General features: G+C 59.5%; 26 protein-coding genes and 1 pseudogene. 8 read left to right on the top strand and 19 right to left on the bottom strand.

The window, feature by feature from the left end; translation table 11 throughout:
- The 14 genes from H8L67_RS08345 to H8L67_RS08280 form a co-directional block, all read right to left on the bottom strand.
- Window positions 1-1,470, bottom strand: a complete 1,470-nt coding sequence (locus H8L67_RS08345; RefSeq protein WP_220379376.1) for a sulfite reductase subunit alpha — start codon at window positions 1,468-1,470, stop codon at window positions 1-3.
- Window positions 1,467-2,372: an FAD:protein FMN transferase gene (locus H8L67_RS08340; protein ID WP_220380794.1), complete on the bottom strand. Its 906-nt coding sequence runs from the start codon at window positions 2,370-2,372 to the stop codon at window positions 1,467-1,469. Before H8L67_RS08340 ends, H8L67_RS08345 begins: the two co-directional genes overlap by 4 nt.
- A gap of 39 nt (window positions 2,373-2,411) precedes the next feature.
- Window positions 2,412-3,218, bottom strand: coding sequence for a DUF4198 domain-containing protein (locus H8L67_RS08335; RefSeq protein ID WP_434063397.1), 807 nt, complete (start codon window positions 3,216-3,218; stop codon window positions 2,412-2,414).
- A gap of 12 nt (window positions 3,219-3,230) precedes the next feature.
- On the bottom strand, window positions 3,231-3,743 hold the full coding sequence (locus H8L67_RS08330; protein ID WP_220379375.1) for a DUF2271 domain-containing protein: 513 nt from the start codon (window positions 3,741-3,743) through the stop codon (window positions 3,231-3,233).
- A gap of 20 nt (window positions 3,744-3,763) precedes the next feature.
- Window positions 3,764-4,417 carry a PepSY-associated TM helix domain-containing protein gene (locus H8L67_RS08325; RefSeq protein ID WP_220379374.1) on the bottom strand — a complete coding sequence of 218 codons (654 nt, stop codon included), beginning with the start codon at window positions 4,415-4,417 and terminating at the stop codon, window positions 3,764-3,766.
- Window positions 4,414-5,091 carry a Fe2+-dependent dioxygenase gene (locus H8L67_RS08320; RefSeq protein ID WP_220379373.1) on the bottom strand — a complete coding sequence of 226 codons (678 nt, stop codon included), beginning with the start codon at window positions 5,089-5,091 and terminating at the stop codon, window positions 4,414-4,416. The genes H8L67_RS08325 and H8L67_RS08320 overlap by 4 nt, the downstream gene beginning before the upstream one ends.
- Before the next feature lie 24 nt (window positions 5,092-5,115).
- The gene (locus H8L67_RS08315; RefSeq protein WP_255555946.1) at window positions 5,116-7,461 is read right to left on the bottom strand and encodes a catecholate siderophore receptor Fiu; all 2,346 of its coding nucleotides are present in this window, start codon (window positions 7,459-7,461) and stop codon (window positions 5,116-5,118) included.
- A gap of 77 nt (window positions 7,462-7,538) precedes the next feature.
- Window positions 7,539-7,856 carry a Rieske (2Fe-2S) protein gene (locus H8L67_RS08310; protein WP_220379372.1) on the bottom strand — a complete coding sequence of 106 codons (318 nt, stop codon included), beginning with the start codon at window positions 7,854-7,856 and terminating at the stop codon, window positions 7,539-7,541.
- A complete protein-coding gene (locus H8L67_RS08305) occupies window positions 7,849-8,385 on the bottom strand; it encodes a GNAT family N-acetyltransferase (RefSeq protein ID WP_220379371.1) in 537 nt (178 codons plus the stop codon). The genes H8L67_RS08310 and H8L67_RS08305 overlap by 8 nt, the downstream gene beginning before the upstream one ends.
- A complete protein-coding gene (locus tag H8L67_RS08300) occupies window positions 8,382-9,602 on the bottom strand; it encodes a cysteine desulfurase (protein WP_220379370.1) in 1,221 nt (406 codons plus the stop codon). Before H8L67_RS08300 ends, H8L67_RS08305 begins: the two co-directional genes overlap by 4 nt.
- On the bottom strand, window positions 9,599-10,819 hold the full coding sequence (gene sufD, locus H8L67_RS08295; protein ID WP_220379369.1) for a Fe-S cluster assembly protein SufD: 1,221 nt from the start codon (window positions 10,817-10,819) through the stop codon (window positions 9,599-9,601). The genes H8L67_RS08300 and sufD overlap by 4 nt, the downstream gene beginning before the upstream one ends.
- Window positions 10,816-11,586 carry a Fe-S cluster assembly ATPase SufC gene (gene sufC / locus H8L67_RS08290; RefSeq protein ID WP_220379368.1) on the bottom strand — a complete coding sequence of 257 codons (771 nt, stop codon included), beginning with the start codon at window positions 11,584-11,586 and terminating at the stop codon, window positions 10,816-10,818. Before sufC ends, sufD begins: the two co-directional genes overlap by 4 nt.
- A 42-nt stretch (window positions 11,587-11,628) precedes the next feature.
- Window positions 11,629-13,068 (bottom strand): Fe-S cluster assembly protein SufB, encoded by a 1,440-nt coding sequence (sufB, locus tag H8L67_RS08285; RefSeq protein ID WP_220379367.1) that lies wholly within the window; start codon window positions 13,066-13,068, stop codon window positions 11,629-11,631.
- A complete protein-coding gene (locus H8L67_RS08280; RefSeq protein WP_220379366.1) occupies window positions 13,065-13,472 on the bottom strand; it encodes an SUF system Fe-S cluster assembly regulator in 408 nt (135 codons plus the stop codon). Before H8L67_RS08280 ends, sufB begins: the two co-directional genes overlap by 4 nt.
- A 122-nt stretch (window positions 13,473-13,594) precedes the next feature.
- Between H8L67_RS08280 and H8L67_RS08275 the strand changes: the two genes are divergently transcribed.
- On the top strand, window positions 13,595-14,116 hold the full coding sequence (locus tag H8L67_RS08275) for an SET domain-containing protein (protein ID WP_220379365.1): 522 nt from the start codon (window positions 13,595-13,597) through the stop codon (window positions 14,114-14,116).
- Between the two features lie 53 nt (window positions 14,117-14,169).
- On the opposite strand, the gene H8L67_RS08270 is transcribed toward H8L67_RS08275, so the two are convergent.
- The 3 genes from H8L67_RS08270 to H8L67_RS08260 all read right to left on the bottom strand — a co-directional run bounded on the left by H8L67_RS08270 (window position 14,170) and on the right by H8L67_RS08260 (window position 16,106).
- A complete protein-coding gene (locus tag H8L67_RS08270) occupies window positions 14,170-14,901 on the bottom strand; it encodes a hypothetical protein (protein ID WP_220379364.1) in 732 nt (243 codons plus the stop codon).
- Between the two features lie 20 nt (window positions 14,902-14,921).
- Window positions 14,922-15,545 carry a YceB family lipoprotein gene (locus H8L67_RS08265; protein WP_220379363.1) on the bottom strand — a complete coding sequence of 208 codons (624 nt, stop codon included), beginning with the start codon at window positions 15,543-15,545 and terminating at the stop codon, window positions 14,922-14,924.
- Window positions 15,546-15,698: 153 nt separating this feature from the next.
- Window positions 15,699-16,106: an HU family DNA-binding protein gene (locus H8L67_RS08260; protein WP_220379362.1), complete on the bottom strand. Its 408-nt coding sequence runs from the start codon at window positions 16,104-16,106 to the stop codon at window positions 15,699-15,701.
- Between the two features lie 276 nt (window positions 16,107-16,382).
- Between H8L67_RS08260 and H8L67_RS08255 the strand changes: the two genes are divergently transcribed.
- Window positions 16,383-17,126, top strand: a complete 744-nt coding sequence (locus H8L67_RS08255; RefSeq protein ID WP_220379361.1) for a glycine zipper 2TM domain-containing protein — start codon at window positions 16,383-16,385, stop codon at window positions 17,124-17,126.
- Between the two features lie 55 nt (window positions 17,127-17,181).
- Here H8L67_RS08255 and H8L67_RS08250 read toward each other — a convergent pair whose 3' ends face one another.
- A complete protein-coding gene (locus H8L67_RS08250; protein ID WP_220379360.1) occupies window positions 17,182-18,066 on the bottom strand; it encodes a PhzF family phenazine biosynthesis protein in 885 nt (294 codons plus the stop codon).
- A gap of 94 nt (window positions 18,067-18,160) precedes the next feature.
- Between H8L67_RS08250 and H8L67_RS08245 the strand changes: the two genes are divergently transcribed.
- From H8L67_RS08245 to H8L67_RS08230, 4 genes are all read left to right on the top strand, one after another.
- On the top strand, window positions 18,161-20,752 hold the full coding sequence (locus tag H8L67_RS08245) for a bifunctional aspartate kinase/diaminopimelate decarboxylase (protein WP_220379359.1): 2,592 nt from the start codon (window positions 18,161-18,163) through the stop codon (window positions 20,750-20,752).
- 2 nt (window positions 20,753-20,754) lie between these two features.
- Window positions 20,755-22,104, top strand: a complete 1,350-nt coding sequence (murL, locus tag H8L67_RS08240; RefSeq protein WP_220380791.1) for a UDP-N-acetyl-alpha-D-muramoyl-L-alanyl-L-glutamate epimerase — start codon at window positions 20,755-20,757, stop codon at window positions 22,102-22,104.
- On the top strand, window positions 22,091-23,473 hold the full coding sequence (murD, locus tag H8L67_RS08235; protein WP_220379358.1) for a UDP-N-acetylmuramoyl-L-alanine--D-glutamate ligase: 1,383 nt from the start codon (window positions 22,091-22,093) through the stop codon (window positions 23,471-23,473). Before murL ends, murD begins: the two co-directional genes overlap by 14 nt.
- Window positions 23,474-23,672: 199 nt before the next feature.
- Complete coding sequence (locus H8L67_RS08230; RefSeq protein ID WP_220380790.1) at window positions 23,673-24,395, top strand: dienelactone hydrolase family protein; 723 nt, start codon at window positions 23,673-23,675, stop codon at window positions 24,393-24,395.
- A 3-nt stretch (window positions 24,396-24,398) separates the two neighbouring features.
- Here the strand turns inward: H8L67_RS08230 and H8L67_RS08225 are convergent, their stop codons facing one another.
- A complete protein-coding gene (locus H8L67_RS08225; protein WP_220379357.1) occupies window positions 24,399-25,385 on the bottom strand; it encodes a polyprenyl synthetase family protein in 987 nt (328 codons plus the stop codon).
- A gap of 158 nt (window positions 25,386-25,543) precedes the next feature.
- Between H8L67_RS08225 and ssb the strand changes: the two genes are divergently transcribed.
- Together ssb and H8L67_RS08215 are read left to right on the top strand one after the other, a co-directional pair.
- Complete coding sequence (gene ssb, locus H8L67_RS08220) at window positions 25,544-26,035, top strand: single-stranded DNA-binding protein (protein ID WP_220379356.1); 492 nt, start codon at window positions 25,544-25,546, stop codon at window positions 26,033-26,035.
- 89 nt (window positions 26,036-26,124) lie between these two features.
- Window positions 26,125-26,457: pseudogene (locus tag H8L67_RS08215) on the top strand (IS3 family transposase); the annotation flags it as partial.
- Window positions 26,458-26,466: the final 9 nt, after the last annotated feature.

The raw sequence follows: 26,466 nt of genomic DNA, 5'->3' as shown, positions 1-26,466 counted from the left end.
TCAATAGACATCGCGACGATAGCGGCCATCGGCCATTAAGGCATCGACGGCGGCATCTCCCAACGTATCGCGCAGCACTTGGTCAACACCGGGCGCCATGCCTTCCCGACTGCCGCAGACCATGATCACGGCGCCCTCGTCCATCCATTGGCGCAAACGATCGGCGTTGGCGGCCAGTGCGTCTTGCACGTAGCGATGGGGTGAATCCGCATCGCGCGAATAGACACGATCCAAATGCGCAATGGCGCCTTCATTCAACCACGTCGCCAAATCCCGGTCGTAGAAACGGTCATGGGCGCGTTTGCGTTCACCAAACAACACCCAGTTGCGATGCCGCTTCGCACCGATCCGGGCGCGGAGATGTGCGCGTAATCCGGCGATCCCGGTGCCGTTACCGATCAAGATCAACGGAACATCACCGTCAGGCGTATGAAAATTCGGGTTGCGGCGAATACGCAGTTGAATGTCATCGCCGGGCTTGGTTTGTTGGCAAAGCCAGCCGCTACCAAGACCGGGTTTGCCATCAGGTGTGTGCATCATCCGGACCAGCAGCGAGAGACGGCCTTCGACGGGCAGGCTGGCAATGGAATACTCGCGGTAAATGTCGGCATCGGCATCCGCCGGGCCGATGCGAATCTCGGCGATATCGCCGGCTTGCCATTCGATGCCCGGCTGCACCGGCGCGAGGTTCAGTTCAAAAGCTGCAGCGCTTGCGCTGCCGGGATTGACGTGCACGCGCTCGGACAAAGCCAATGCTTGCAGGGGCGCACGCGCAAACGCGTCTTGCTGTTCGGTGTGGGTTTGCGCGGCGATGTGCGCTTGCCATGCTTGCAGCGCGGGTGCCGCGGCATTGTCGACTTCGACCAAATCGAACATCGGCATGGCACCCGACGCCGCCAGCCACCGATCCAAGGCGTGTCCGAAGGCGCAATAGTGCGCATAACTGCGGTCGCCCAAGGCCAGAATCCCGTATTCGATGCCCTGCAGTGCCCGGGGCGCGCGCATGGCGTGTTGCACGAAGGCCAAGGCGGGATCCGGTGGGTCGCCTTCACCGGTGGTGCTGACCAAAAACAAACAGCGCGATTCGGCAAAACGTTCACCGTCAAACGCATTGAGCGGGTAAAGCGCCGCCGCATGACCGGCGCCCCTTAGCAGGGAAACAGTGCGGGCCGCCAACTCGAGTGCGAAGCCGGTTTGGCTGGCATGAAAAACATGCCAAAGCGCGCCGGCCGGGTTGTGCTCGCTAACAACGTTCTTATGGCGACGCGAATACAGGGCAGGCGCGGATATCGCCGTGAACGCGATGATGCCCAGCAGTGCCGTCCACTGTGCGGGGCGCGAGCGGGTCATCGTCGGCCAAGGCCTGCCTTGCAAGTGCCAAAACCAAACGGCCAGACCCAACAACAGCGCGCCGATCAGCAGCTGGCCAAAGGCAGAGACGGTACCGGTTCGTGGTGCGGTCGTAATCATGCGGCGAGCAGAAGCTGGAAAGCTTCTGACATCTGTTCGCGCGGCAAGTCGTTTTCCAACCAGTGGAATCGAACGGCCAGTGCATGCGCTTGTGCGAGCCGGGCACCGCGTTCGGGCCCGAGTACACGCATGGCGGTGGCCCAACCGTCGGCAAGCATGGCGGAGTCGGCAATCACCGTGACGGTCATCGGTGTGCACGTGACCGGCGCCCCTTCGCGCGGGTCCAAGGTATGCGCAATACGCCGGTCCGCCAGGTCGTTGTAGTGCCAACGGTCACCGCTGGTGGCAACCCCTTGACCGCGCAACGCGACGACGCGGGGCAAGTCTTTGTCGACGGCGTCCTCGATGGCGACCCGCCAAGGACTACCGTCCGGCTTCAGTCCGCTGGCGCGCAATTCACCACCGACTTCGACCAAGGCATGGTCGATGCCGTTCTGTTGAAGCGAGCGCGTGATCGCATCCGCGGCATGACCTTTGGCAATCGCCGATAAATCCAATTGCAGATCACCGGGTTGACGCAGCTGACTGTCGTGCAGTTCGAGCCGGCGCCAGCCGACATGCACGCGCGCGGCATCAACCGCCTGGGGATTGCCGATCTCATCAGGTCGCCGGGCGTGTGCGCCAAAGCCCCACACGCCGACCAAGTCACCGACTGTCGGGTCAAAGGCACCGTCGGACTGCGCGGCAATCTCGATGGCGCAAGTGAGGACGTGTGCAAAGTCGGCCGGCAATTGGTGCACGCTGCCGGGCTCGGCGCGATTGAATCGGCTGATCACCGAATCCGCTTCCCAAGTGCTCATTTCCTGCACCAGCCCCTGCAACAGCGATTCAATGCGGCGATGCTGCTGGCGCAGATCGGCCTTGCGCGGTGCCACCATGTGTACGCGCCAAGTCGTACCCATGGTTTCACCACCCAGAGAGGCGATCTCTACTGTCACGTTTTATTGCGGCAAAACTTCGAACGTCGCAACGTAACTCAAGCGGCGTTCCTTGGCTTGCGGCACATTGGTTTTCTTGTCTTGCGAGGTGGTTTCAAGCCAGTACATGCCGGCGTCGTTCCAGCGTGCGGTGAACTCGCCGTTGGCATCGGTCTTGAGTTTCATTTCGTCTTGGGCATTGCGATAGCGTGTCGCGCCGCGAATGATTTCCACTTCCAGACCTTGTGCCGGTTTGCCGTCAATGAAAAGTTTGAACTTCGCTTCTTCACCGGCAACCAGATCGTTCGGATGGGTGACCGGCACCAGCTCGATGCCTTCACCCTGCAGCTTCAGTGCGGTCGTATTCGGGGCACCGTTGGTGACGAAAGTTTCGACGCGACCCACCGATTGGATGACTTTCAAATCCTTGGCATTGGCCGGCACTTCCTTGGCGAAGGTAGCCGCGTTGCCGCGCCAACGTTTCGCTGTGCCGTTCTCGTCCCAAGATGCCGACAAGCCGCTGTTCACCACACCGATGCGGTAGGTGCCTTGCTGCTTGAGCTCGAGGTCGAAAACGCTGCGGTATTTTCCGGTTGCCGTGTTGCTTGCGTTGACCGTGCTGCCGTCGGGTGCAGTAATTACGAGGTTGTCCAGTTTCAGCGGAACATGATTGAAATAAAACAAATCATTCGAGACCGCCGCGTCGAAGGTCACCGTGGGCGCGTTGCCGGAGACGACGGTTTGCGATGGCAAGATCCAGGCTTTGTGGGCCATGGCGCTGAAAGGCAAAACGCTGAGCGCGGCGAAGAGTGCGATGCGGGTACGAATCATGAGGATCTCCAGTTATTTTTTGGCGGTCAGACTGACCGCGCCCAATTCGGTTTTGCCTTGCGTGCTACCGGCGCTGGGTGCGCCATTCCACTCGAAAGGAATCTTGACCAGCTCACGGCCGCCGACTTCGCGCACCGCTTCCACCACCAGGCTGTATTTGCCCGGCGGCAATTTCGCCAAGGCCGGATGGCGTTGATCGAACTTGAGCGCATGTTTGCCGACCGGACGGGTCGGGCCGCTGATGCCGTCTGCGGGCACTTTCAGACTGCGGCCGCCTTTGCGCCACCATTGACGCAGGTCGGGAAGCCATTTGGTGCCGGCACCTTCTTTGCTGTCTTTTTGTTGGTACCAGACCGACAAGTTCGCGACGGTTTGTTGGTTGGCGCCTTCAATCCAGACCGCCACATACGGGCGGTGGTACTCAGCCGCATTGATGCGCGGTACTTCGACATTCACGGTGAGTTCGCCGGCGTGGGCCGGGGCGACCAACAGGCTGCCGATGACAAGAGAAACGGTGACGCGCATGGACGGATCCTTTCTTGAAACTAGTGAATGAACAACAAGGCGAGCAATGCCGGAATCAACAAACCGAGACCGACCATCGGCCAAGTCATTTTTCGTTGCTTGGAATGCAGGTACAGCAAAAACAAGCCGCTCAGGGTGAACACGATGCAAGCGACGGCGAAAATATCGATGAACCAAGTCCACGCCGCACCCGCGTTGCGGCCCTTGTGCAGATCATTGAGGTAGGCCAAGGTGCCACGATCGGTGCGTTCGTACTCGAAGCTGCCGTCGGCCTTTTGCACACTGAACCAAGCATCGCGGCCGGGACCCGGCATCGAGACATACAACTCGTCTTCCGACCACTCGGCTTTCTTGCTGCGCGCATCGATTCCGTGTTTCGACGCCAGCCATTCCGTCAGGGCCGGCGGCAGGGGTGCCTCATCGGTGTGCGCGCCCTGCAATTGCGCGAGGACCGTCGACGGAACGCGCGCTTCAAGATGGCTGACTTTCGGAACCGCCTCGATTTTCGACGCATGGTTCAACGTGATGCCAGTAACTGAAAACAACAGCATGCCGATCATGCAAACGGCCGCGCTAATCCAATGCCATTGGTGCAAGGTGCGCAGCCAATAGCCACGCCGCTGCCTGGCCGCCGCCTCTTTTTGCAATGGCAGATCGTCCTGCGCGCGGCTCATGTTTCCGCCCATTGCCGGAGCAGGTTGTGATAGATGCCGGTGAGTTGCAGGGTAGCGGTGGCATCTGCGTTATCGCCGACCAAGGCTTGGATGGCTTGGTCCATATCAAACAACATGCGGCGACGGGCATCGTCGCGCACCATGCTTTGGATCCAGAAGAAAGAGGCGAGGCGTTCGCCGCGGGTGACGGGCTCGACTTTGTGCAGACTGCTGGCGGGATACAGGATCAAGTCACCGGCCGGCAACTTCACCGCATGCTCTCCGTAAGTATCACTGATGACCAGTTCGCCGCCGTCGTAGTCGTCGGGATCGGCAAGGAACAAGGTGCAGGAGAGGTCGGATCGCAATTGCACATCGGCGTCGGCACGCATCACGGCGCCGTCAACATGGAAGCCGTATTCACCATGACCGCTGTAGCGATTGAAGCGGGGTGTCAGAGTCTTCAGGGGCAACGCGGCGGAAAAATAGGTGCTATTGCGCGCCAGTGCAGACAAGACGATGCGCGCCAATTCGGCGCGCAGTGGCGATGCATCCGGAAGTTGCTGGTTGCGCTTGACCTTTGCGCCCTGCGTGCCGACGGTCTCGCGACCGTCGGTCCATTCCGCCCTCGCCAGTGCTTTCCGCATGGCGGAAAGTTCGTCAGGGCTGAGTACGGATGGAATATGCAAAAGCATGGCGGAACTCGCAAATGGCGCGGATCAGAATTTGAAATCCAAGCTCAAGAGCACACTCCGGGCCGCACCCGGGGTATAGCGGTAGCCGCTCTTGTTGATGGATGCCACGTATTTCTTGTTGCCCAAATTGTAGGCATTCAAACGCAGGTCGAGCGAATCGGTGAGCTTCATAGCCGCCACGGCGTCATAGACCGTGTAGCTTTCTGTGTAGCTCGGGGTACCCACCGCACCGTCGGTACCGCGATGCAGGCCGCCCATGTGACGTGCGCCGCCACCGATTGTTAGGCCGAACGGCAGTTTGTAGGAAGTCCAAGCCGTGAAGCTGTCGCCCGGGGTATAGGTGAGATTCGGTGTGCCGTCGGCAGTGACAAACGCACCTTCTTTCACCACCGCCTTTTGGTGAGTGTAGCCTGCGCTCACTGTCCAAGCTTCGGTGAGGTTGCCGAACAGCGAGAGTTCGACACCTTTGACTTCCTTTTCGCCGGTTTGGGTCGGGTTGCCGTTGGCATCCAACACTTGCGTGTTGATTTCATTGGTGACGTTGGTGCGGAACAGGGCAAGATCCAGTCCGAGACGTCCGCCGAAGGTGCGCCATTTCGCGCCGAGTTCCACGGTACGCGCCTTTTGCGGATCCATGGACGGGTTGTCCAAGCTGTTGTTGGCCGTGCTCAGCGAGAAGTTCGCGCCGCCCGGCGGCTGATAGGAGATCGCGTAGTTCGCGTACAGGCTCAGGTCTTCAATCGGCTTGTAAACGGCGCCGAGCTTGTAGTTGATCAACGTATCGGACAAGGTCACCAACGGATTGTCATAGACGGTGCCCGCGGGGTTGCTGCCGCACAATGGGGCACGCGTCGCGCTACACACAGTAGAGCTCTTGAACTCGGTCTTGTAACGGTCCGCACGCACGCCGCCGGTGATCAGGAATTTTTCACTGAAGGTGAGGGTGTCGAACACATACAACGAGGTCGTGGTGGTGGTGCCGTGGTTTTCCGCACCCGTGTAGTTCCACACCAAACCCGTGGCATTCCAATCCGGTGAATAGAGATTGGCCGGCGTCCAGCTGCTGCCGTTGGCCGCGCCTTGGGCACGGAAGTCCTGCGATTCGCGCGTCCATTCCAGACCGGCGCTAAGCGCGTGTTGGACAGTGCCCGTGGCAAAATCCGCACCGAGATTCAATTGATTGGCCAGCAATCCGTTGCGTTGCTCTTTGAACGTGGGATGGCTGCGATTCAAGGTGTAGGTCGACAGGTCGGCAGGATTTGTCCATTTGATGTTGCCAGCCATCGGGTTGGCGACGGTGCCGCCGGTCGACATGAACGCGGTGAGCATGTAGTCCTGCTCGGTGCGCGACCAACGCGTGGTGTTGGTGATCGTCACATGCTCATTCAAATCATGTTCGAAACGCAACGTCGCCATTTGCGCGGTGACCTTGTCGTGATCGGACGAGGTGCCGTAAAAGTTTTCCGGATTCACCGGATGGCCGACCAAAGCTTCCAGGCCCGGTTGCGGTGTCCAGCCGGGCAGGCCGATGGTCGGCACATAGCCGTCGGGCACATTGTCTTGCTTCATGTGGAACAGGTTGAGGTACAGACGCGTCGGAGTGCCGAGTCCGAAGGCCAAGGACGGTGCGATCGCCCAACGACTGTTATTGACGTGATCGCGGCCCGGGACATCGCTGTCCTGCCACATCGCGTTGAGGCGCAAGGCCGAGGTGGCGCCGATTTTCTGACTCCAATCGGTGGTGATGCGTTTTTGGTTGTCGGTGCCCGCCGAGACGGTGCCGTAAATCGCGTTACGCAAGCGCGCCTGCTTGGTGATCATGTTGATCGAACCGGTGGGTGCGGCGCGTCCGGTGTCGGTGCCCGCCGGTCCTTTCACCACTTCGATTTGCTCGATGTTGAAGATGTCGCGGGAAATCGATCCGACATCGCGAATGCCGTCCAGAAAGATGCTGTTCGAAGTATCGAAACCGCGCATCGAGATCGTGTCGCCCGTCGAGGTGTTGCCGTTTTCACCGGCGTAGAAGGTGCCGACACCGGCGCTGTTGCGCAAGGCTTCCGACAGGGTGGTGGCGCCTTGTTCTTTGATCAGTTCGCGACCGATCACTTGCACGGTCTGCGGCGTGTTTTGAAGCGCTTGGGTGTATTTGTTGGACGCGGAGGTGTCGCGCAGGCCGCGAACGTTCACAGCGTCGAGCGTCTTGGCGGCGCGCTGCGGTTCTGCCGAGGTGTCGGCGGCGGCGGTCGTGGTGTCTGCTGCCCATGCGCCTTGCGCGGCGCTCAAGGCGATGCCGGCGGCGGCGAGGGACTTCAACGAAGCTTGGGTCAGTGCTTGACGCTGGCTACCAGCGTATTTACGGGAAACGATCAAGAGAGTGGCCTGCTGAATGCGAGCCGCTAGTCTAAATGATAGTGATTCCTATTTGCAAATGATTTTGGATGTCATTCTCATTCGAGATCGGCGAACAGGTAGTCGTCCTCGATCTTGAGCGTGAAGGCACGCACCGGGCTGTAGGCGGGCGCGCACAGCGCTTCACCGGTTTTCAGGTCGAAGCGGGCGCCGTGCAGGACGCATTCGATGGTCGCTGTCGCGGCGTCGATCGGACCGGCACTCAATTCGAAGTCTTCATGGGTGCACTTGTCTTCCACGGCGTAATACGCGCCGTCGATGTTGGTGATGAGAATGGGCAGGTCATCCACCCATTCGGTCATGCGCTCACCGGGGAGGATTTCGGCAATATGCGCAAGACGCGTCCAGTTAGCCATCGATCAACCCTTTCTCGAGGATTTCAAAGCGCAAATCATCGCGCTTGGGAATGCCATAGCGCTCATCGCCGTAGGGGAAGGGCGCATGACGGCCGGTGCGCACGTAGCCGCGCCGCTCGTAGAATGCGATCAAGCTGTCGCGCACGTCAATGACGGTCATGCGCATCAACGGGGCCTGCCAACGCGTGCGGACAATGCGCTCGGCTTCCGCCAACACACGTTTGCCGATACCGCCGCCTTGTGCCTCGGGTTCGACCGAAAACATGCCGAAGTAGCCGGCGCCGTCTTCCATCGCGACTTGCGCACAGGCCATCGGTTGTCCGTCCAGCGCTGCCACCAAGACCATGCTTTGCGGCGCATCCAAAATCGCCTGCATGCGTTCGGCATCGATCCGTTGGCCGTCTAGCAAGTCGGCTTCCGTGGTCCAGCCTTTGCGGCTGGCATCGCCCCGATAAGCTCGGGTCACCAAGTCCACCAGCCAAGGAATATCGGCATGGTTCGCGTCGCGGAAGGTGAGTGAAATCGTCATTGCAGGAGTTTGCGCACTTTGATGATCGCCGCCGCTAGTGCGTCGATATCTTCATGGGTGTTGTAAAAAGCGATGGAAGCGCGGCAGGTGGCGCTGACACCGAGGAACTGCATCAGCGGATGCGCACAATGTTGACCGGAACGCACCGCGATGCCTTCGAGATCCAACAAGGTGGCCAGATCGTGGGCATGCGCGCCTTCGACGGCAAAGGAAATAATGGCCGCCTTGTCCGGCGCGGTGCCGAAAATTCGCAAGCCGTCGATCTTGGCGAGTTGTTCGGTGGCATAGGCCAACAACTCGGATTCACGCGCTTGAATCTCGGCCATGCCGATGCCGGAGAGATAGCGAACCGCGGCACCCAGACCGACATGGCCGGCAATGTTGGGTGTGCCGGCCTCGAACTTGGCGGGCACGTCGTTGAAGATCGTGCCCTCGAAGCGCACTTCCTTGATCATTTCACCGCCACCGATGAAAGGCGGCATGGCATCCAGAAGTTCTTTGCGTCCCCAGAGCACGCCGGTGCCGGTGGGGCCGCAGAGCTTGTGTCCGGTGGCCACATAGAAATCACACCCCAATGCGGCAACGTTGACCGGCATATGCGGCAATGCTTGCGAACCGTCCACCAAGGTCGTGATGCCGTGCTTGCGCGCCTCGCGACAGATGGCTTGAACGGGATTCACCGTGCCCAAGACGTTGCTGACGTGTGTCAGTGCCAGCAGTTTCACCGTATCGTTCATCGCGGCATAGAGGCCGGCAAGATCCAAGCTGCCATCCGGCAGCAAATCCACAACCTCAATACGGGCGCCGGTGCGTTCGGCAATCAACTGCCAGGGCACGATATTGGCGTGGTGCTCCATGCGCGTGACCAGAATGCGGTCACCGGCGGTCAATCGCGGCAGTGCCCACGCATAGGCCACCAAGTTGATGCCGAAAGTGGTGCCACTGGTCAAAATCAGTGTGTTTGCCGGCACGCCGATGAACGCGGCAATGGCTTTTCGTGCGTCCTCGTAGGCTTCCGTCGCTTCGCTGCCCAAGGTATGGACCGCGCGGCTCACATTGGCATTGTGTTGGCGATAGAAGTCATCCGTCGCTTCAATCACTGCCGCAGGTTTCTGGCTGGTGTTGGCGGTGTCGAAGTAGCGCAGCGGCTTGCCGTTTACTGTGCGCGACAGCAACGGAAAATCCGCCCGAATGGCTTGCCAGTCCCGGTCGCTCACAAGGTCTTTTCCCGCATCGCCGTGGCCAAAGCGGCATTGGCGGCCTCTGCCAAGACGCTGTCTTCAATCAAGTCGATCACTTCATTGCCGAAAGCGCGCGTGAGAATCGCCCGCGCTTTTTCTTCCGGGATGCCGCGTGCGCGCAAATAGAACAGGGCGTTGCTATCTAGTTGTCCGACCGTCGAGCCGTGCGCGGCCTTGACTTCATCAGCGTGGATTTCAAGCACCGGCTGTGATTCGACCGTCGCGGTATTGGACAGCAAGATGTTGCGGGAATTGAATGCGGCATCACTGCCGTCGGCGCCTTGCCGGATGCGGATGCCGCCATGCGTGATGATGCGCGAGCGACCATTGGCGATACCGCGCCAGCGCAAATCGCAGCGGGCGTTCTTGCCGATATGGCTGACATTCAAACGCGTGTCCAGATGTTGCTTGTCACTGGCGACGGCAACACCGTGTGCCTCGCAAAAAGCGTCTTCGCCACGCAGTTCCACATCCAAGACATGCCGCGCCAGGGCCGCGCCGAATTCAAGGTCGAGTCGGCGGTAGTGCGCGCCGCGTTCCAAACTGGCATGCGTGCTGGTGAAGCTGAGCATGGCGGCGCCGAGCGTTTGCACGCGCAGGTGCTCACACTGCGCGTTGGCATCCAAACGCAAGGTGCACACGCTATTCGACAGATGCGAGGCGCCTGCGTTGCCCACATGGTGCTCGATGAGGCAAAGCTTGGCGCCCTCCATCACTTGCACATGGTGTTGGGCGTGCCAGACCACATCCGCCTCGGCAGATTGAGCGAGATTGACCCAATGCAGATGGGCCGTCTTTCCGGCTAGGACGGTGACATTCAAGCCTTGGCCGTTTTGGGCTTCGACGATGTCTTCAAGGAAACGCGCGGGCGAGGATTCAATTTGGTAAGCGTTGTTGCCGGGACCGACCGCAATCGACAACTGGCCCTCGCTGCCTTTCAGATCGCTGAGCTCCGCCACGTAATGGCCATTCGCAAACACCACGCGCGGCGCCGGAATATGGGCGATATCCGCAGCGTCCACCGACGGCGTTGTCGCTGCGGCAAAGCTGCGGCGTTCATAGGCGCGCAGCGCCGTGGTGCGCCAAGCTTCTTCGCGGCGCCCTGGCAATCCGGCATTGCGGATCGCTTGCAGCCGAGTTTCCGAACTCAGCGGATTCTGCGGTTGCGTCAGGCTTTCAAGCAGTGCGCTCATGGGGTCGACACTGCCGTCGGACCGATCCGGTCTTTAATCCAGGCGTAGCCATGCGCTTCCAATTCCAGCGCGAGCTCGGGACCACCGGTTTCAACGATGCGACCGTCCGCCAAGACGTGCACCACATCCGGCTTGATGTAGTCGAGCAGACGTTGATAGTGGGTGATCACAATGAAAGAGCGGTCCGGCGAGCGCAGGGCGTTGACGCCATCTGCCACCGCTTTGAGCGCGTCGATATCGAGCCCGCTGTCGGTTTCGTCAAGGATCGCAAGCTTGGGTTCCAACACCGCGAGTTGGAAAATCTCGTTGCGCTTTTTTTCACCGCCGCTGAAACCTTCGTTGACGCCCCGTGCCAACAAGGTATCGGGCAAGTGCAGCACTTTGATTTTTTCGCGCACCAGTTTCAAGAATTCGACCGAGTCCAATGCCGGTTTGCCCTGCGCTTGGCGTTGTGCATTCAAGGCGGTGCGCAAGAAATACGTGTTGTTGACGCCCGGGATTTCCACCGGGTATTGGAACGCCAGAAACACGCCGAGCGCGGCACGTTCTTCCGGTTCCAATGCCAGCAGATCGCGGCCTTCGAATTGCACCGAGCCCTCGGTGATTTCATAGCCGTCACGACCTGAGAGCACATTGCCCAACGTGGATTTGCCGGCACCGTTGGGGCCCATGATGGCGTGCACTTCGCCGGGCTTCACTTCGAGCTGAAGACCTTTGAGGATTTCCCGCGATTCGACGCGGGCGTGTAGGTTTTCGATGGACAACATGGTGTATGTGCTCCGGATGAGAGTGCGAGATGCCGTGGGCGCTTAGCCCACCGCACCTTCGAGCGAGACTTCCAACAACTTCTTGGCTTCGACGGCGAATTCCATCGGCAGCTCGCGAAAAACTTGGCGGCAGAAACCGTCGACGATCATGGAGACGGCGTCTTCTTCGCCGATACCGCGCGAACGACAGTAGAACAATTGGTCGTCACTGATCTTCGACGTGGTGGCTTCGTGTTCGATGGTGGCGCTGGGGTGTTTGGCCACGATGTAAGGGAACGTGTGCGCACCGCAATGCTTGCCGATCAGAAGCGAATCACATTGGGTATGGTTACGCGCGCCTTCGGCACCGCTTTCCACCCGGACCAGGCCGCGATAGGTGTTTTGACCATGGCCGGCGCTGATGCCTTTGCTGACGATCTTTGACTTGGTGCGTTTGCCCACGTGGATCATCTTTGTGCCGGTATCGGCTTGCTGACGGTGATGGGTGAGTGCAACCGAATGGAATTCACCCACACTGTCGTCGCCTTTCAATACGCAGCTCGGATACTTCCAGGTGATGGCCGAGCCGGTTTCCACTTGGGTCCAAGTGACCTTGCTGCGGTCACCGCGGCATTCCGCGCGTTTGGTCACGAAGTTGTAAATGCCGCCGACGCCGTTTTCATCGCCGGGATACCAGTTCTGCACGGTCGAATATTTGATGTCGGCATCTTCGAGTGCGACCAGCTCCACCACAGCGGCGTGCAATTGGTTCTCGTCGCGCATCGGTGCGGTGCAGCCTTCCAGGTAGCTCACTTGCGCGCGGCTTTCGCAGACGATCAAGGTGCGCTCGAACTGACCGGTGTGGCCGGCATTGATGCGGAAATAGGTCGAGAGTTCCATCGGGCACTTCACGCCCTCCGGAATGAAGACGAAGCTGCCGTCGGAGAAGACGGCGGAATTGAGCGCGGCAAAGTAATTGTCGCCGACCGGTACAACCGTGCCCAAATATTGTTTGATCAGATCCGGGTGGTTTTTGATCGCTTCGGACATCGAGCAGAAAATGATGCCGCGCTCGACCAACTCCTTGTGGACCGTGGTGCCGACACTGACCGAATCAAACACGGCATCCACCGCGACGCCGGCGAGCTTCGCCCGCTCATGCAGCGGCACACCCAGCTTGTCGTAGGTATCGAGGAGCTCTTGCGGCACTTCATCAAGCGAGTTGTATTTGGCTTTGGGTGCCGAGTAGTAGCTGATGGCTTGGAAGTCGATGGGCGCAATGTTGAGATAGGCCCATTCCGGCGTGTCCATGGTCAGCCAATGGCGGAAGGCCTGCAGGCGCCACTCGGTCATCCATTCCGGCTCGTCTTTCTTTGCCGACAAGGCGCGGATGATGTCTTCGTTCAAGCCGGGCGGCAACGATTCCGATTCGATCTCGGTGATGAAGCCCGCTTCGTAGCGGCGACCGAGTTGTTCGGTGATTTCTGCGTTACGCGTGTTCATTTGTGTTGTCCTTCGGACGCCAACAGCGGAGTAGCCCGCAATGCGTCGGCGATCAGATGATTGACCCGCTGCCAGGCATGACGCGAGCGACAGCCTTGCGCGATCGAGCAGCCGGATTGTTGGCTGCAGCATTCGGTCATGGCTAACGGTCCTTCCATGGCTTCGACCACGTCACCCAACGATATGCGATGGGCGTCGCGCGCCAGCTTGTAGCCACCGGCACTGCCGCGAAAACCTTCGACCAGTCCGCTTTGTGCCAACGGCTTGAGCACCTTGGCCACGGTGGTGGCTTCGAGGCCGGCACGTTCCGCAAGCTCGGTGGTACTCAGCACCGCGTCGGGTGCTTCCGCCAGGACCGTCATGACGACGGTGGCGTAATCGGTGAGTCGGGCGATGCGGAGCATTGGGCGGCGGGTCGTATAACAGACCAATATTGTACGGATTGACCGTGCTGCATTCAACTTCCGTGCAACCAGTCGCGCAACGGCGCACCTTATACTCGCTGTTCCACCAAGGGCAGCATCGCATGGCAAAGAAGCATAAGAAGATTGAGCGTCGCGAGTCGGATATTCACGGTAATGGCGTGTTCGCCACCGAAGCCATCGCCAAGGGCGAACGCGTGGTCCGTTATAAGGGCGCTTTGCGCACACATGCGGAGGTTGATGAGGAATACGGTCAGGTCGAGGAAGACGGACACACCTTCTTGTTCACACTCAACGATGAGTATGTGATCGATGCCAATCAGGAAGGCAATGTCGCGCGCTGGATCAATCACAGCTGCTCACCGAACTGCGAAGCGGTGCTCGACGAAAACGAGAAAGGCAAACGCCACAAGGACAAGGTCTACATCGAGGCGATTCGTGATATCCGCCCCGGCGAAGAACTGACGTACAACTACGGCATCACGTTGGATGAGCCGCATACGCCGGCGTTGAAGAAATTGTGGGGCTGCCGCTGCGGCTGCAAAAATTGCACCGGCACGATGTTGCAGCCCAAAGAAGGCGAGAAAAAAGCCGAAAAGAAAAAGAAAGTCGCCAAGCGCAAATAACGCGCGCTGTTCAAGTCAAAGAGGCCGCAACGCGGCCTCTTTTTTCGTCGGAATCAGGGGCGCACTGTGTCGATGCTGGCGGAGCGAATGCTCCAATTTCTCTGCGCAGATGTTGCGCCGTCGACAACCGTGCGGCCCAGGGTATAGCTGCCTTGGAATTCCTTGGTCGACTGATCACGTTGACGCGCGACGATACGAACGGGCAGCACGATATAACGCTGACCGGCGCCGGCATCTACCCGACCCGGATCGCCCAAGCTGACACTGACGCTTGCGGTATCCGCATAGCCATTGGTGAAATCACGCAAGGTCTTGCCGCTGGCTTGGCCGTTGTTCGACCACATGCGATACGCACTGTCGTAAGCACCGCGGTTGACGGCTGCGTAATAGTCCTCAATCAAACGTTTCGCGTCGTCCACCGTCGGTTCACGCGCGTCGTTGGCGTCGATTACGGCCGCGACCGGACCGGAAGTCGTGGGTGGCGCCGGCGTCGTTGTGGTCGGCACGGGTGGCAGCGCCTGCACGACCGCAGGCGGTTGCGCTGTGCCAGATACGCCATTGCCAGTGCCGCCGGGTATGCGGGTAACCGGCGGCAAATTCATATAGCCGTTATCGGTGGGCGTGCCGGTGATTGAACTGCGGCTGCCGCTTGCGGCAGGTTGCGGCAATCCTTTGCTGCTGCCATCGGCATTCATGCCGGTTTCCGGTGTCACCGGCGCAGCGTCACGTTTGCACGCGGTAAACGACAATGTGGTGACAACGGCAACAGCCAAGGTTGCCGACATGAGCCAAGTCCGTGCGCGCATCAGTGGGTCCATCCGTTGCTGGGCGCCGAAGTGCCGGTCGCTGAAGTCGCGGGGCGCAAGTTCACCACCACCATGCCGTTTTCGATCATGGTCGAACTGATTTCACGACCACGCAATTGCGCCTGAGTGGACGCGTCCAATGTATAGACCGGTTCCTTGGCCGCGTAGTCTTGCAGCCAATTCGTCAATGCGTTCTTGGCTGGTCCGTTCAACGCACTCAAATTGTTGAGATTCACATCTTCGACCGCCGGTTCGTCGAGCATCAGACTCATGCGCGCCGGATCAAAGCGGATGCCACTGGTGACGGCAAAGTGACTGTCGCCGGCATCAGGGCTTCGGCCCAGCGCACCGACACCGACATCAAAGTCCAAACGCAATCGCGGAGAACCCGGCACGATGCTGAGTCGCGGATTCAACACCCGCAATGTCACCAAGCCATTGGCCTGTTGGTAGTCGCGCGGGAAGCGCCGATCCAGTTGGGTTTGCAACTGCCCGGGCGTGAACGCCACACGGTTGCTCAGAATCGCACTCAGCACCGGACCGACATTCGCGCAGCCGGCGAGGAGAAGCAGGGTGGCGGTTGCCAATAGGACGCGACGTCCGAAAGTCTTGAAAGTATCCATCGCAGCAGACTGCGCGTGGCGTCATGAAGAACACGTCATTGCCGCCGCGGCGACTCATCCATGGTTTAAGTAGCGGGGTAAACGGTGGGCTTTCGGCCAAGAAAAAACCGGCCACGTGGGCCGGTTTTCCTTTCATCGAGAATCGCGATCGCCTCAGGCGGCAGCGTCCTTCAACTTCTTGAGCGGACGCACTTTCACCTTGGTCGACTTCGGACGTGCCTTGAAGGTCACTTCTTCCTTGGTGAACGGGTTGATGCCTTTGCGTGCCGGACGTGCCGGAACTTCAACCGCCGAGATCTTGAACAGGCCCGGCATGGTGAAGGAGCCTGCGCCCTTCTTGTTGACCGAAGCGTGGACAGTGCTTTCAAGCGAAGCCAACACGGCGCGAACGTCGCGCGAGGCAACACCGGTGTGGTCGGCGATGTGCGCAACCAGACCCGACTTGGTCAGGGCTTCTTTGATCGGCTTCATCGTTGCAGCTTTCGGTGCGGCTTTCGGCGCTGCCTTCGCAGCCTTCTTGGGTGCTGCCTTGGCAGCTTTGGCGGCTTTCTTCGTGGCCATGTTTTGAACGATCCTCGTTTCGTAGGGAATTTGATGTGGCGCGGTATTCACCGGCACTTCACTGTATTGCATGGAATTACGCCCAACAAGGGGTTTTTAACGATTTTTTTCAGTTTTTTTTGAAACCGCATTTTGCTTCGGACGCCGCCTTTTCCGGTGGCAAGTGAATGGTGAGCAACAACTTCGATATCCAATGGCTTGATTCAGCATGTTTTTAGGCCCTCTGGCGCACTGTGTGACCCGCAGATGTACCGCTGCATTCAAGGGAGCAAGGCAATGAAAGTTTGGGTTCGTGCGGCGATTTTGCCGATGTCATTGGCTGCCTCTTTGGCAAGTGCACAAACGGCGGCGCAGTTTGCACCGCAACATGATTCGCGCTGGAACGACCGACAAACCTCCGGTCGCTACGCGGACAATGCGCAATACGACATGGCGCGCGTGATACGTGTGCAGCGCGTCGACAACTACGCCGCGCGCAGTACGTCGAATATGTCGAGCCGGAATGGATCGCGTTGCTACACCGATGGCGGTGGCTACTATCCGCAGGATCGTTACGGTTCGTCCTATCCGGACAACCGCTACGGCAACGGCGGCTACAACAACGGTTACGGCTATCCCGATAACCGCTACGGAAACGGTTACGGCAACACCTATGGCAACGGCACCGGACGCACTATCGCAGGCGTCGTCGGTTCGGTCGTGGGTGCGGTGGTCGGCAGCCAAATCGGTGGCGGCTCTGGGCGCTATTTGGGTACCGCGGTCGGCTCGGTGTTGGGTGGCGTGGCCGGCACCGGCGTCTATGACAATGCGCAGCGCAATCGCGAGCGTCGCCCGCAAGTCACGGTCTGTGATCCGATTCCCGTCGGTGCGGATCCGCGCGACTACAACCGGGGCTACAGCAATGACGGTGGTGCTTGGTACGACGTGACCTATGAATATCGCGGCCGGACTTACACCGATCGTTTGCCCTACGATCCGGGCCACGAACTACGCGTGCGCGTGGACGTACGGCCCATCTGATTGAAAAGCCTGCCTACCGGTCGCACACAGCGGCCGGTAGGTCATCAGCGCGCGTTCAATCGCGCCAGTCGATCGCACCGTTCACGACGGTGCAGACGCGACCGCCAGACCACACATGGCCTTCCGCGTCCACGGTCAATTCCAGGACCGCGTCGTGGCCGACTTCGCGCCCTTGGCTCACACGATAGAAGTGGCCGTCACCGGGAATGGCATTTTGTGAAGCAAGCCAAGCCGCGAGGACCGCATTGGCAGCCCCCGATGCCGCATCTTCGAATCGAGCCGGCGCGCCCACCCAAGCACGCACGGCGTAGTAGTACACCGGGTCGTCACTGCGGGCATAAGCAAACACGCCCATGCTTTGCGTGGCTTCCGCAAGGGTCGCGATCGCCTCCCAATCGGGCTGGGCGCTACGCAACGTGGCTTCGTCTTGGACTTCGACCAACCACCAACGACGTCCTCCGTCCATCAGGACCGGCGGCAGTGCGCCGCGGGGGATGCCTTTCATCGCCGCCACCAATGCGACGTCGTCAGGCGTACCCAGGCGCAGCTGCGACGCGCGCGGTGTGCGAATGGCGATGGTCCGCTTATCGCCTTCGCCGCTCACCAACAGCGGCAGGTCGCCGGCGATACCCGATTGAATCAACTGGCCGTTCACGGGCGTGGCCAAGCCTGCTTCCAACACCGCGTGCGCGGTGCCGACGCTCGGATGTCCGGCGAACGGCACTTCGCGACGCGGGCTGAAAATGCGCAAGCCATAGCTCACCCCGGGATGCGGTGCCGGAAAAACGAAGGTCGTCTCGGGCAAACTCGTCCAAGTCGCGATGGCCTGCATGGTGGCATCGTCGAGGCCTTCCGCGTCCAACACCACGGCCAGCGGATTACCGGCACCGGGTCGGCTGGCAAATACATCCACTTGGGTAAAACGTCTCGACTTTTTCATCTTGCTCCAACGCGTCTTCGAGGCATCCGCGGGACGGGGGATTCGCTAGAATCCCTTATTTGCCCCGTTCTGGGTGCGCATCATCCCACAACTCATGACAACAACCTCTGACCCGCAATGGGTCGTCCTCAAATTTGGCGGTACTTCCGTATCAAGACGCGAGCGATGGGACACCATCGGACGCTTGGCGCAATCACGTCTGGATGAAGGAAAACGGGTGTTGGTCGTGGTGTCGGCGGTCTCTGGCGTCACCAACTTGCTGTTGGCCGTTGCCGAAGGTGCGGTCGACCCGGTCGAACACTATGCGCAGATCGCTGCCTTGCACCGGGAATTTGCGCATTCCCTCGGTTTGTCGGCCGACGGCGTGCTGGCCACGCGTTTGAAGACGTTGCAAGAATTGCTGTGCGAAGACCCGCGCGCTGCCGTCCGTCCGCTCGACTGGCAAGCGGAAGTGTTGGCCCAAGGCGAATTGCTGTCGTCGTCGTTGGGTGCGGAATATCTTCGAACCCAGGGCTATGACATGCGCTGGGCCGATGCGCGTGATTGGTTGACGGCACTAGAGTTGCCGAACCAGAGCGATTGGTCGAAACGGCTGTCGGTGAATTGCCTGCATGCGCACGACGAAGCCAAAGTCGCACGCTTCGGCAACGCGATCGGTCACTTGGGGATTACCCAAGGATTCATTTCAAGGCATGCCGATGGTGGCACCGCGATCTTGGGTCGTGGCGGTTCCGATACCTCGGCTGCCTACTTCGGTGCCTTGTTGAAGGCGGATCGCGTTGAAATTTGGACCGATGTCCCCGGCATGTTCAGCGCCAATCCGCGCGAAGTGCCGGAGGCACGATTGCTTTCCCGCTTAGATCATGCGGAAGCGCAGGAAATCGCCACCACCGGCGCCAAGGTTTTGCATCCGCGCGCGATCGGTCCTTGTCGAGATGCGGATATCGAAATACGCATTCTGGATACCTCGAACCCGGATTTGGGCGGTACGCGTATTTCGCGGATGCAAAAACTCGTTCCGGGTGTCAAAGCCATCAGTCGTCGTAACGGCATCGTGCTGGTGTCGATGGAATCGATCGGCATGTGGCAACAGGTGGGTTTCCTCGCCGATATTTTCGAGCGCTTCAAGGCGCATGGATTGTCGGTGGACTTGATCGGTTCGTCGGAAACCAACGTCACGGTGTCGTTGGATCCGAGCGAAAACCTGGTCAGTACTGACGTGCTCGAGCGGCTTTCCAGCGATCTTTCCACCATCTGCAAAGTGAAAGTGATCGCGCCGTGTGCAGCGATCACCTTGGTCGGGCGCGGCATGCGCTCGATGTTGCACAAGTTGTCCGACGTCTGGGCGACGTTCGGGCGTGAACGCGTGCATCTCATCTCGCAATCCTCCAACGATTTGAACTTGACCTTCGTCATTGATGAGGCCGACGCCGACGGCATGATTCCGTTGCTGCACGCGGAACTGATCCGCAGCGGCGCCATGCCGATTCGGGAGCGCGAGATCTTCGGTCCGAGTTGGCGGCAGTTATTGCAGGCGCGTCCGCCCAAGCCCGACGCGTGGTGGCGTGCTGAGCAGGCACGCCTCATCGACATCGGGACGCAACATGGACCGAGCTACGTGTATCACCTGCCCACCGTGCGCGAGCGTGCCGCGCAGTTGAATGCGATCAAGGCGTTCGATGCGCGTTACTACGCGATGAAAGCCAATTCCAACCCGGCCATATTGAAAACGCTGGCGCAGGCGGGCTTCGGTTTTGAATGCGTGTCCTTGGATGAAATCGAACACTTGCAAACGCATCTGCCCGATTTGTCGCCCACACGCATCCTGTTCACGCCAAGCTTTGCACCGCGCAGCGAATACGAACGTGCGCTGGCACTGGGCGCGACGGTCACGGTCGACAACGTGGAAGTGTTGGAGCGATGGCCGGCGGTGTTCAAAGAGCGCAGCCTTTGGTTGCGAATCGATTTAGGCCATGGCGATGGCCATCATGAAAAGGTGGTCACCGGGGGTGCGGCCTCGAAGTTCGGATTGGATATCACGCGCTTGGGCGCATTTGTTCGCGCCGCACGTGCGTTGAATATTCGCGTCACCGGATTGCACGCGCATCTGGGCAGCGGCATCGAATCCCCAACGCATTGGGCGCAAGTCTATTCCGAGCTGATTGGTATTGCCGAGCAGATCGGCTCTGTGGAATGGATTGACATGGGCGGAGGTCTGCCGATTCCCTACACGCCGGATGCGGAGCCGTTTGATCTCGCCGGATTTGCCGAGGCAATTGCAGGCATCAAAGACAGCTTCCCGCGCTATAAATTGGCCTGCGAACCCGGACGATTCTTGGTGGCCGAGGCGGGTGTGCTGTTGACCCGCGTGACGCAAGTCGTTCACAAGTCGGGTGTGGCACGGGTCGGTCTGGATGCGGGCATGAATGCCCTGATCCGACCCTCGTTGTACGACGCTTGGCACGGCATCCACAACCTGTCGAAACCCGCCGGCAGTGCGCTTGCGGAGTTCGATGTGGTCGGTCCGATTTGCGAAAGTGGCGATGTCCTCGGCAATGACCGGGAGTTGCCGATTTCGACGTCTGAGAATGACGTCATTTTGATTGCTGACGCGGGTGCCTACGGCATGACCATGGCGAGCAGATACAACATGCGGGCTTTGCCGCACGAGGAAATCATCGAGTGAATATTATGGAATTCGACCGTACGTCGGTGGCGCGTTTCCGATTCGTCAGCCACAGCTTCGACACCGAGACCGGCGAGGCAAAACTCGCCTATGCGTTCGACGATGGCCCTCTGATGGTGGAGACCGTGGTCATTCCGGGCGCGCCGTTCAACTTGGACGCGACCCGGCGCAAAGCGGCCGAAGCCGCGACGCAGCTGCTGCATTTGATTGCCGGTGTCAGCTACTACAAAGCAGCGGTACCGCCGGAAATCACCATCGAAAGCGGTGCAATCGATGCCGATCTCGCGCGGTTCCTCGATTCGGTGTATTTGAACGGCTTGGGTGAGTTCGCCTATCGGAACGGTCTGGATTTGCACGGCCGCATCGCCTTTCCGCATGCGGCCGAATCTGCGCCCGCGGCCGTTGACGCCGGATTGGCAGAGCGTGCCTTGGTCGCGATCGGCGGCGGCAAGGATTCGCTGGTGTCGATCGAGGCACTGCGCGATGCCGGCGTCAATCCCGTGGTGAGTTGGGTCGGCGGCTCGCAATTGATTGCCACCTGCGCCGCACGTACCGGCTTGCCGACCTTGAACATCACGCGTCAGTTGGCACCGGAGCTGTTTGAGCTCAATCGCTTGGGCGCGTGGAACGGACATATTCCGGTCACGGCGGTGAACTCGGCGATTTTGGTGTTGGCCGCGATTGTCACCGGTGCGAATCAGGTGGTGTTCTCGAACGAGCGCTCGGCAAGCTACGGCAGTCTGATCGAGGGCACCGGCGAAGTGAACCACCAATGGTCGAAGGGCTGGGCGTTTGAAAGTGCGTTCGCGGACATCGTGCGCAAGCGCGTAGCGGCGGACTTGCGCTACTACTCGCTGTTGCGACCCTTGTCCGAGTTGGCCGTGGCCCGTCAGTTCGCCCGCACTGATAAATATGACGCCTGGTTCTCCAGCTGCAATCGCAACTTCCATCTTTTGGGCGAGAAACCGACGCAGCGCTGGTGCGGTGTCTGTCCGAAGTGCCACTTCGTATTCTTGGCATTGGCGCCGTTTATGGCCAAGACGCGATTGGTGTCCATTTTCGGCCGCAACTTGTTGGACGATGAAAGCCAGATCGAGGGCTACGACGCCTTGCTCGAATATCGCAATCACAAACCTTTCGAATGCGTCGGTGAAGCCAAAGAGTCGCGCGCCGCGCTGGCCGCACTGACCCAGCGTTCCGAATGGGACGAGGATGCTTTGGTGGCACGATTCGCGCGGGAAATCGCGCCGCAGCTCGCCGCCGAAGACTTGTCGATTGAATCCTTGTTGACGCTCGAAGGCGAACACGGCATTCCCGCCCATGTGTGGGAGAAAGTCCGTGCGCATTTTTGAGCTGGCGAATCGCCGCGTCGCGATTTGGGGTTGGGGCAAGGAAGGCAGGGCGGTCTATCAGGCCATCCGCGCCGAACTGCCCGACCTCAATTTGACCGTGATTTGCAACGACGTTGAGGCGCAGATCGTCGAGGCGATGAACGATCCGCGCGTGGTCTGCAACGTGCATGTTGATGCCGAAGTGTTGTCGCATTACGACGTTGTCTTCAAGTCGCCGGGCATTTCTCCGTATCAACCGATGGTCGAAGCCGCCGCCGCGCATGGCACCGTGTTCAGCAGTGGTACCTGCCTGTGGTTCGCCGAACACGCCGGTGACAAAACCCTTTGCGTGACCGGTACCAAAGGCAAGAGCACGTCGACGGCTTTGCTAGCGCATTTGCTGCGCGCGGCAGGAAAACAGGTCGGACTGGTCGGCAATATCGGCATGCCGCTTGCCGACATGATCGATGCGCGCGCCGACTTTTGGGCAATTGAGTTGTCGAGCTTTCAGACGCGTGAGGTGGCCGCCAGTGGCGTCCGTCCGCATCTCGCGTTGGTCACCAATGTCATCGCCGAACATCTGGACTGGCACGGGAGCGAAGCGGTGTATGTCCGCGACAAACTCGCATTGCTCACCGATGCCAAGCCCCATATCGCCGTGTTGAACGCCGCCGATGCCAAACTCGCCAAGCTCACATTGCCAAGTTCGCAGGTGCATTGGTACAACCATCCCGAAGGTTGGCATTTGCGTGGGAATGAGATTTACCGCGGCGATGAAAAAATCATCGACGTGTCGAAGATGCCGCTGCCGGGCACGCACAATCGCGGCAACCTGTGCGGCGTGTTGTTGGCCTTGGAAGCCTTGGGTTTCGATGCGCGCGATTTGGCCTTGTCGGCCTTGGCCTTCAAACCGCTGCCGCACCGACTGCAGTCGATGGGGATCAAGGACGGCATTGAGTACGTCAATGATTCGATCAGCACGACGCCGGACACTGCGCGCGCGGCATTGAATGTCTATGCCGGTCGAGAGGTCGCCATCATTCTCGGTGGGCACGATCGCGGCCTGGATTGGTATCCGTTCGCCGACCACTTGCTGCAAGACGCCCCCGTCGCGATTGTCACCATGGGTGCCATAGGACCACGCATCAACGCGATCATTCGCCGCGCCTGTGAAGCGAAGGGCGTACGACTGGATTCCGCCACCGATCTCGCCGATGCCGTCGCAAAGGCTCGCGCAGCATTGCAAGGCGAAGGCGTGGTGTTGATGTCGCCGGGTGCCCCAAGCTTCGGCATGTACAAGGACTACGTCGAACGCGGCAAAGACTTCGCCAGAATCGCCGGCTTCGATCCCGATCGCGTCGGCGAAATCCCCGGCCAAGGCGTCCACTAAGAAAGGGGGTCAGAGTGACTTTCAAAATGGGGTCAGATGAAATTTCCCCGACGCCATTCCCCAAATTGATTCAGCGTGGTTTTCACACCCTTTGGCGTAGAAAGTGTGTTGACCCCTTTTCGGATTCCAACACGTGAAAAAGCATCTGACGGCCCTAGCGGCTCTCGCCATCTTTGCATCACTCAATGCCTCCGCGGCGATGACCTCCAAACCTGTGGAATGGCAGGTGGACGGAAAGACCTACTCGGGCGTGCTGGTCTACGACAATGCCACGGCCGAAAAACGGCCCGGTTTACTGATGGTGCCGGACTGGCTGGGCATTAACGATGCCGCCATTGCCAAAGCAAAACAACAGGCAGGTCGCGACTATGTCGTGCTGCTCGTGGATATGTACGGCAAAGGCGTGCATCCGAAAAACGATGCCGAGGCCAAGGCCCAAGTCATGAAGTTGGCACCCAAGCCGCAGCTGATGCGCGACCGGATGAAAGCTGCGTTAGCGGCCTTCACTGCGCAGTCGGGCAAAGCGCCGCTGGATCGCGACAAGATCGGCGCATTCGGCTTCTGCTTCGGCGGCACCTCTGTTTTGGAGCTGGCGCGCAGCGGTGTACCGTTGGCCGGGATTGTCACCTTCCATGGCGGCTTGTCGACACAAATGCCGGCGGCGGCCAACAGCGTGCAGACGCCGTTGTTGGTGTTGAACGGTGCCAATGACAAAGGCGTTGCGCCGGACATCGTGCCATTTGAAAAAGAAATGGACAACGCAGGTGCTGATTGGCAATTCGTCAACTTCAGCGGCGCCGAACATTGTTTTGCGCTGGAAGGAAAGAACGCCGATGGTTGCCGCTATAACGAGCGTGCTGCGCGTCGTGCGTACATGATGATGCACGCCTTCTTCAAAGGACGCTTTGCCGCTACACCTTAATGCTCAATGGCTGCGGGAAATCGCGTAATGCGCGAGGCCCCGCAGCGCTGCAACGGCGTCGTTGTCTTCAAGGCCAGCCAGCGCAAGCTCGGCTTCGCGCGCGTAGCTTTCCGCCATTGCCTTTGAATACTCGAGGCTTTGGCAGGCATGAATCGCGGCAACCATTTCCGGCAGGGCCTCGATTTCACCGTTTTGCACAATCGCGCGCAGGCGCTCTTTGGTCGCCGCATCGGAATGGGCAATGGCGTGGATGACGGGCAGGGTGGCTTTGCCTTCCGCCAGATCGTCGCCCAAATTCTTGCCCAAGGTGTCGGCGTCCGCGGTGTAGTCGAGCACGTCGTCGGCGATTTGGAAGGCATAACCGAGCTTCATGCCGTATTCGCGCAAGGCGTCTTGCGTGGCGGCATCGCGCCCGGCCAGCATGGCGCCCAGTTGGGTGGCCGCGGCAAACAGGATGGCCGTTTTGCGTTCAATCACACGTAGATAGGCGGCTTCGGTGGTATCGGGATTGCGCACATGCAGCAGCTGCAGCACTTCACCTTCGGCGATCATGTTGGTGGTGTCGGCGAGCAGGGTCTGCACATCCATGCGCTGCAATTCCACCATCAATTGGAAACTGCGCGAGTACAGAAAATCGCCCACCAACACACTGGTGGCGTTGCCCCAGACCGCATTGGCGGTTTGCCGCCCACGACGCATGTCGGACTCGTCCACCACGTCGTCATGAAGCAGGGTGGAGGTGTGGATGAATTCGACCACCGCCGCCAATTGGTGCGCATCCGCACCTTGGTAGCCGAGCGCGCGCGCCGCCAGCAATAGCAGCATCGGGCGCAAACGCTTGCCGCCGGCACCGATGATGTATTCGGCGACTTGGTTGATCAGCACGACGTCGGACGCCAGCCGCTTGCGGATCAGGGCATCCACGGCCGCCATGTCGGGCGCGGCCAGCGTTTGGATGTCTTTCAAGGCAAGAACGGCGGAATTGGGCATGATCGACTTTCGGTGGGTCAGACCCCGATTATAAATGGGGTCCGGAAACCCTACCTGAGTATCGGATATCTCAGGATTGGCGACTCCGCGCTGATATCATCCAATGGTCTCGCCCAATCTCGGGCATTCATAAACCAAGACCAAGACGAAGGAAAGAAATGGCTCGCGGAATTAACAAGGTGATCCTGGTCGGCAATCTGGGCAACGACCCCGAAGTGAAGTTTTCACAAGGGGGCATGGCCATCTGTCGGCTCAGCCTGGCTACGACCAACGTTCGAAAAGATCGTGATGGCAACAACCAGGAAAAGACGGAATGGCATCGTGTCACGCTCTTTGGCAAGCTCGGTGAAATCGCCGGCGAATATCTGAAGAAGGGGCGCACCGTCTATATCGAAGGCCGTATCGAATACGGTTCGTACGAAAAGGACGGCCAGAAGCACTACACCACCGACATCATTGCAGACGAAATGCAGATGCTGGGCGGTGGCGGTGGTTCAAGCGAAGGCGGCGGTGGTGGTGGTTACGAACGTAGCGACTACGCCAACCGCGGTTCCCGTCAACCGGCGCAGCGCCGCGAACCGGCCAACGCGCCGGCACCGGCACAGATCCCGAATGACTTCGGTATGCCCGACGACGATATTCCGTTCTGATTCAAAGCAGATTGCAAGCAATACCGCGGGCGCCTAGTGCGCCCGTTTTTTTGAGATTGGGCGCAATTCGGTAACTCGTACTTATGTCTATGGCGCACTCCGATCAGGGGAGCCAGTTCACCCGCTCAGATTAGCAATCGTTCCTGACGGCACATCGGATGTTTCCAGCATGAGCCGTTGCGGAACCCGTCATGACAACGCTAGCAGAGAGTTTCTTCGGCGCATCGAAGAAGGAACTGATGAAGGGTCGAATCTACCGTCGCCGGGAGATAGCGAGACAAGATGTCTTCGATTGCATCGAGATCTTTCACAACCCGATCAGGCGACTTGGTTCCGCTGACGGCCTGTCCCCTGTAGAGTTTGAAAGGCGTTATTCAAAGAGCGGCACCAGAGTGTCTAGGAAAAACTGGTCGGTCCAGTAGATGAAAACA

The organism is Lysobacter soyae (assembly GCF_019551435.1).
Classification (GTDB): Bacteria; Pseudomonadota; Gammaproteobacteria; order Xanthomonadales; family Xanthomonadaceae; genus Solilutibacter; species Solilutibacter soyae.
Note: the sequence above shows the minus strand (reverse complement) of the source record. Positions and strands in the feature narration are given on the sequence as shown.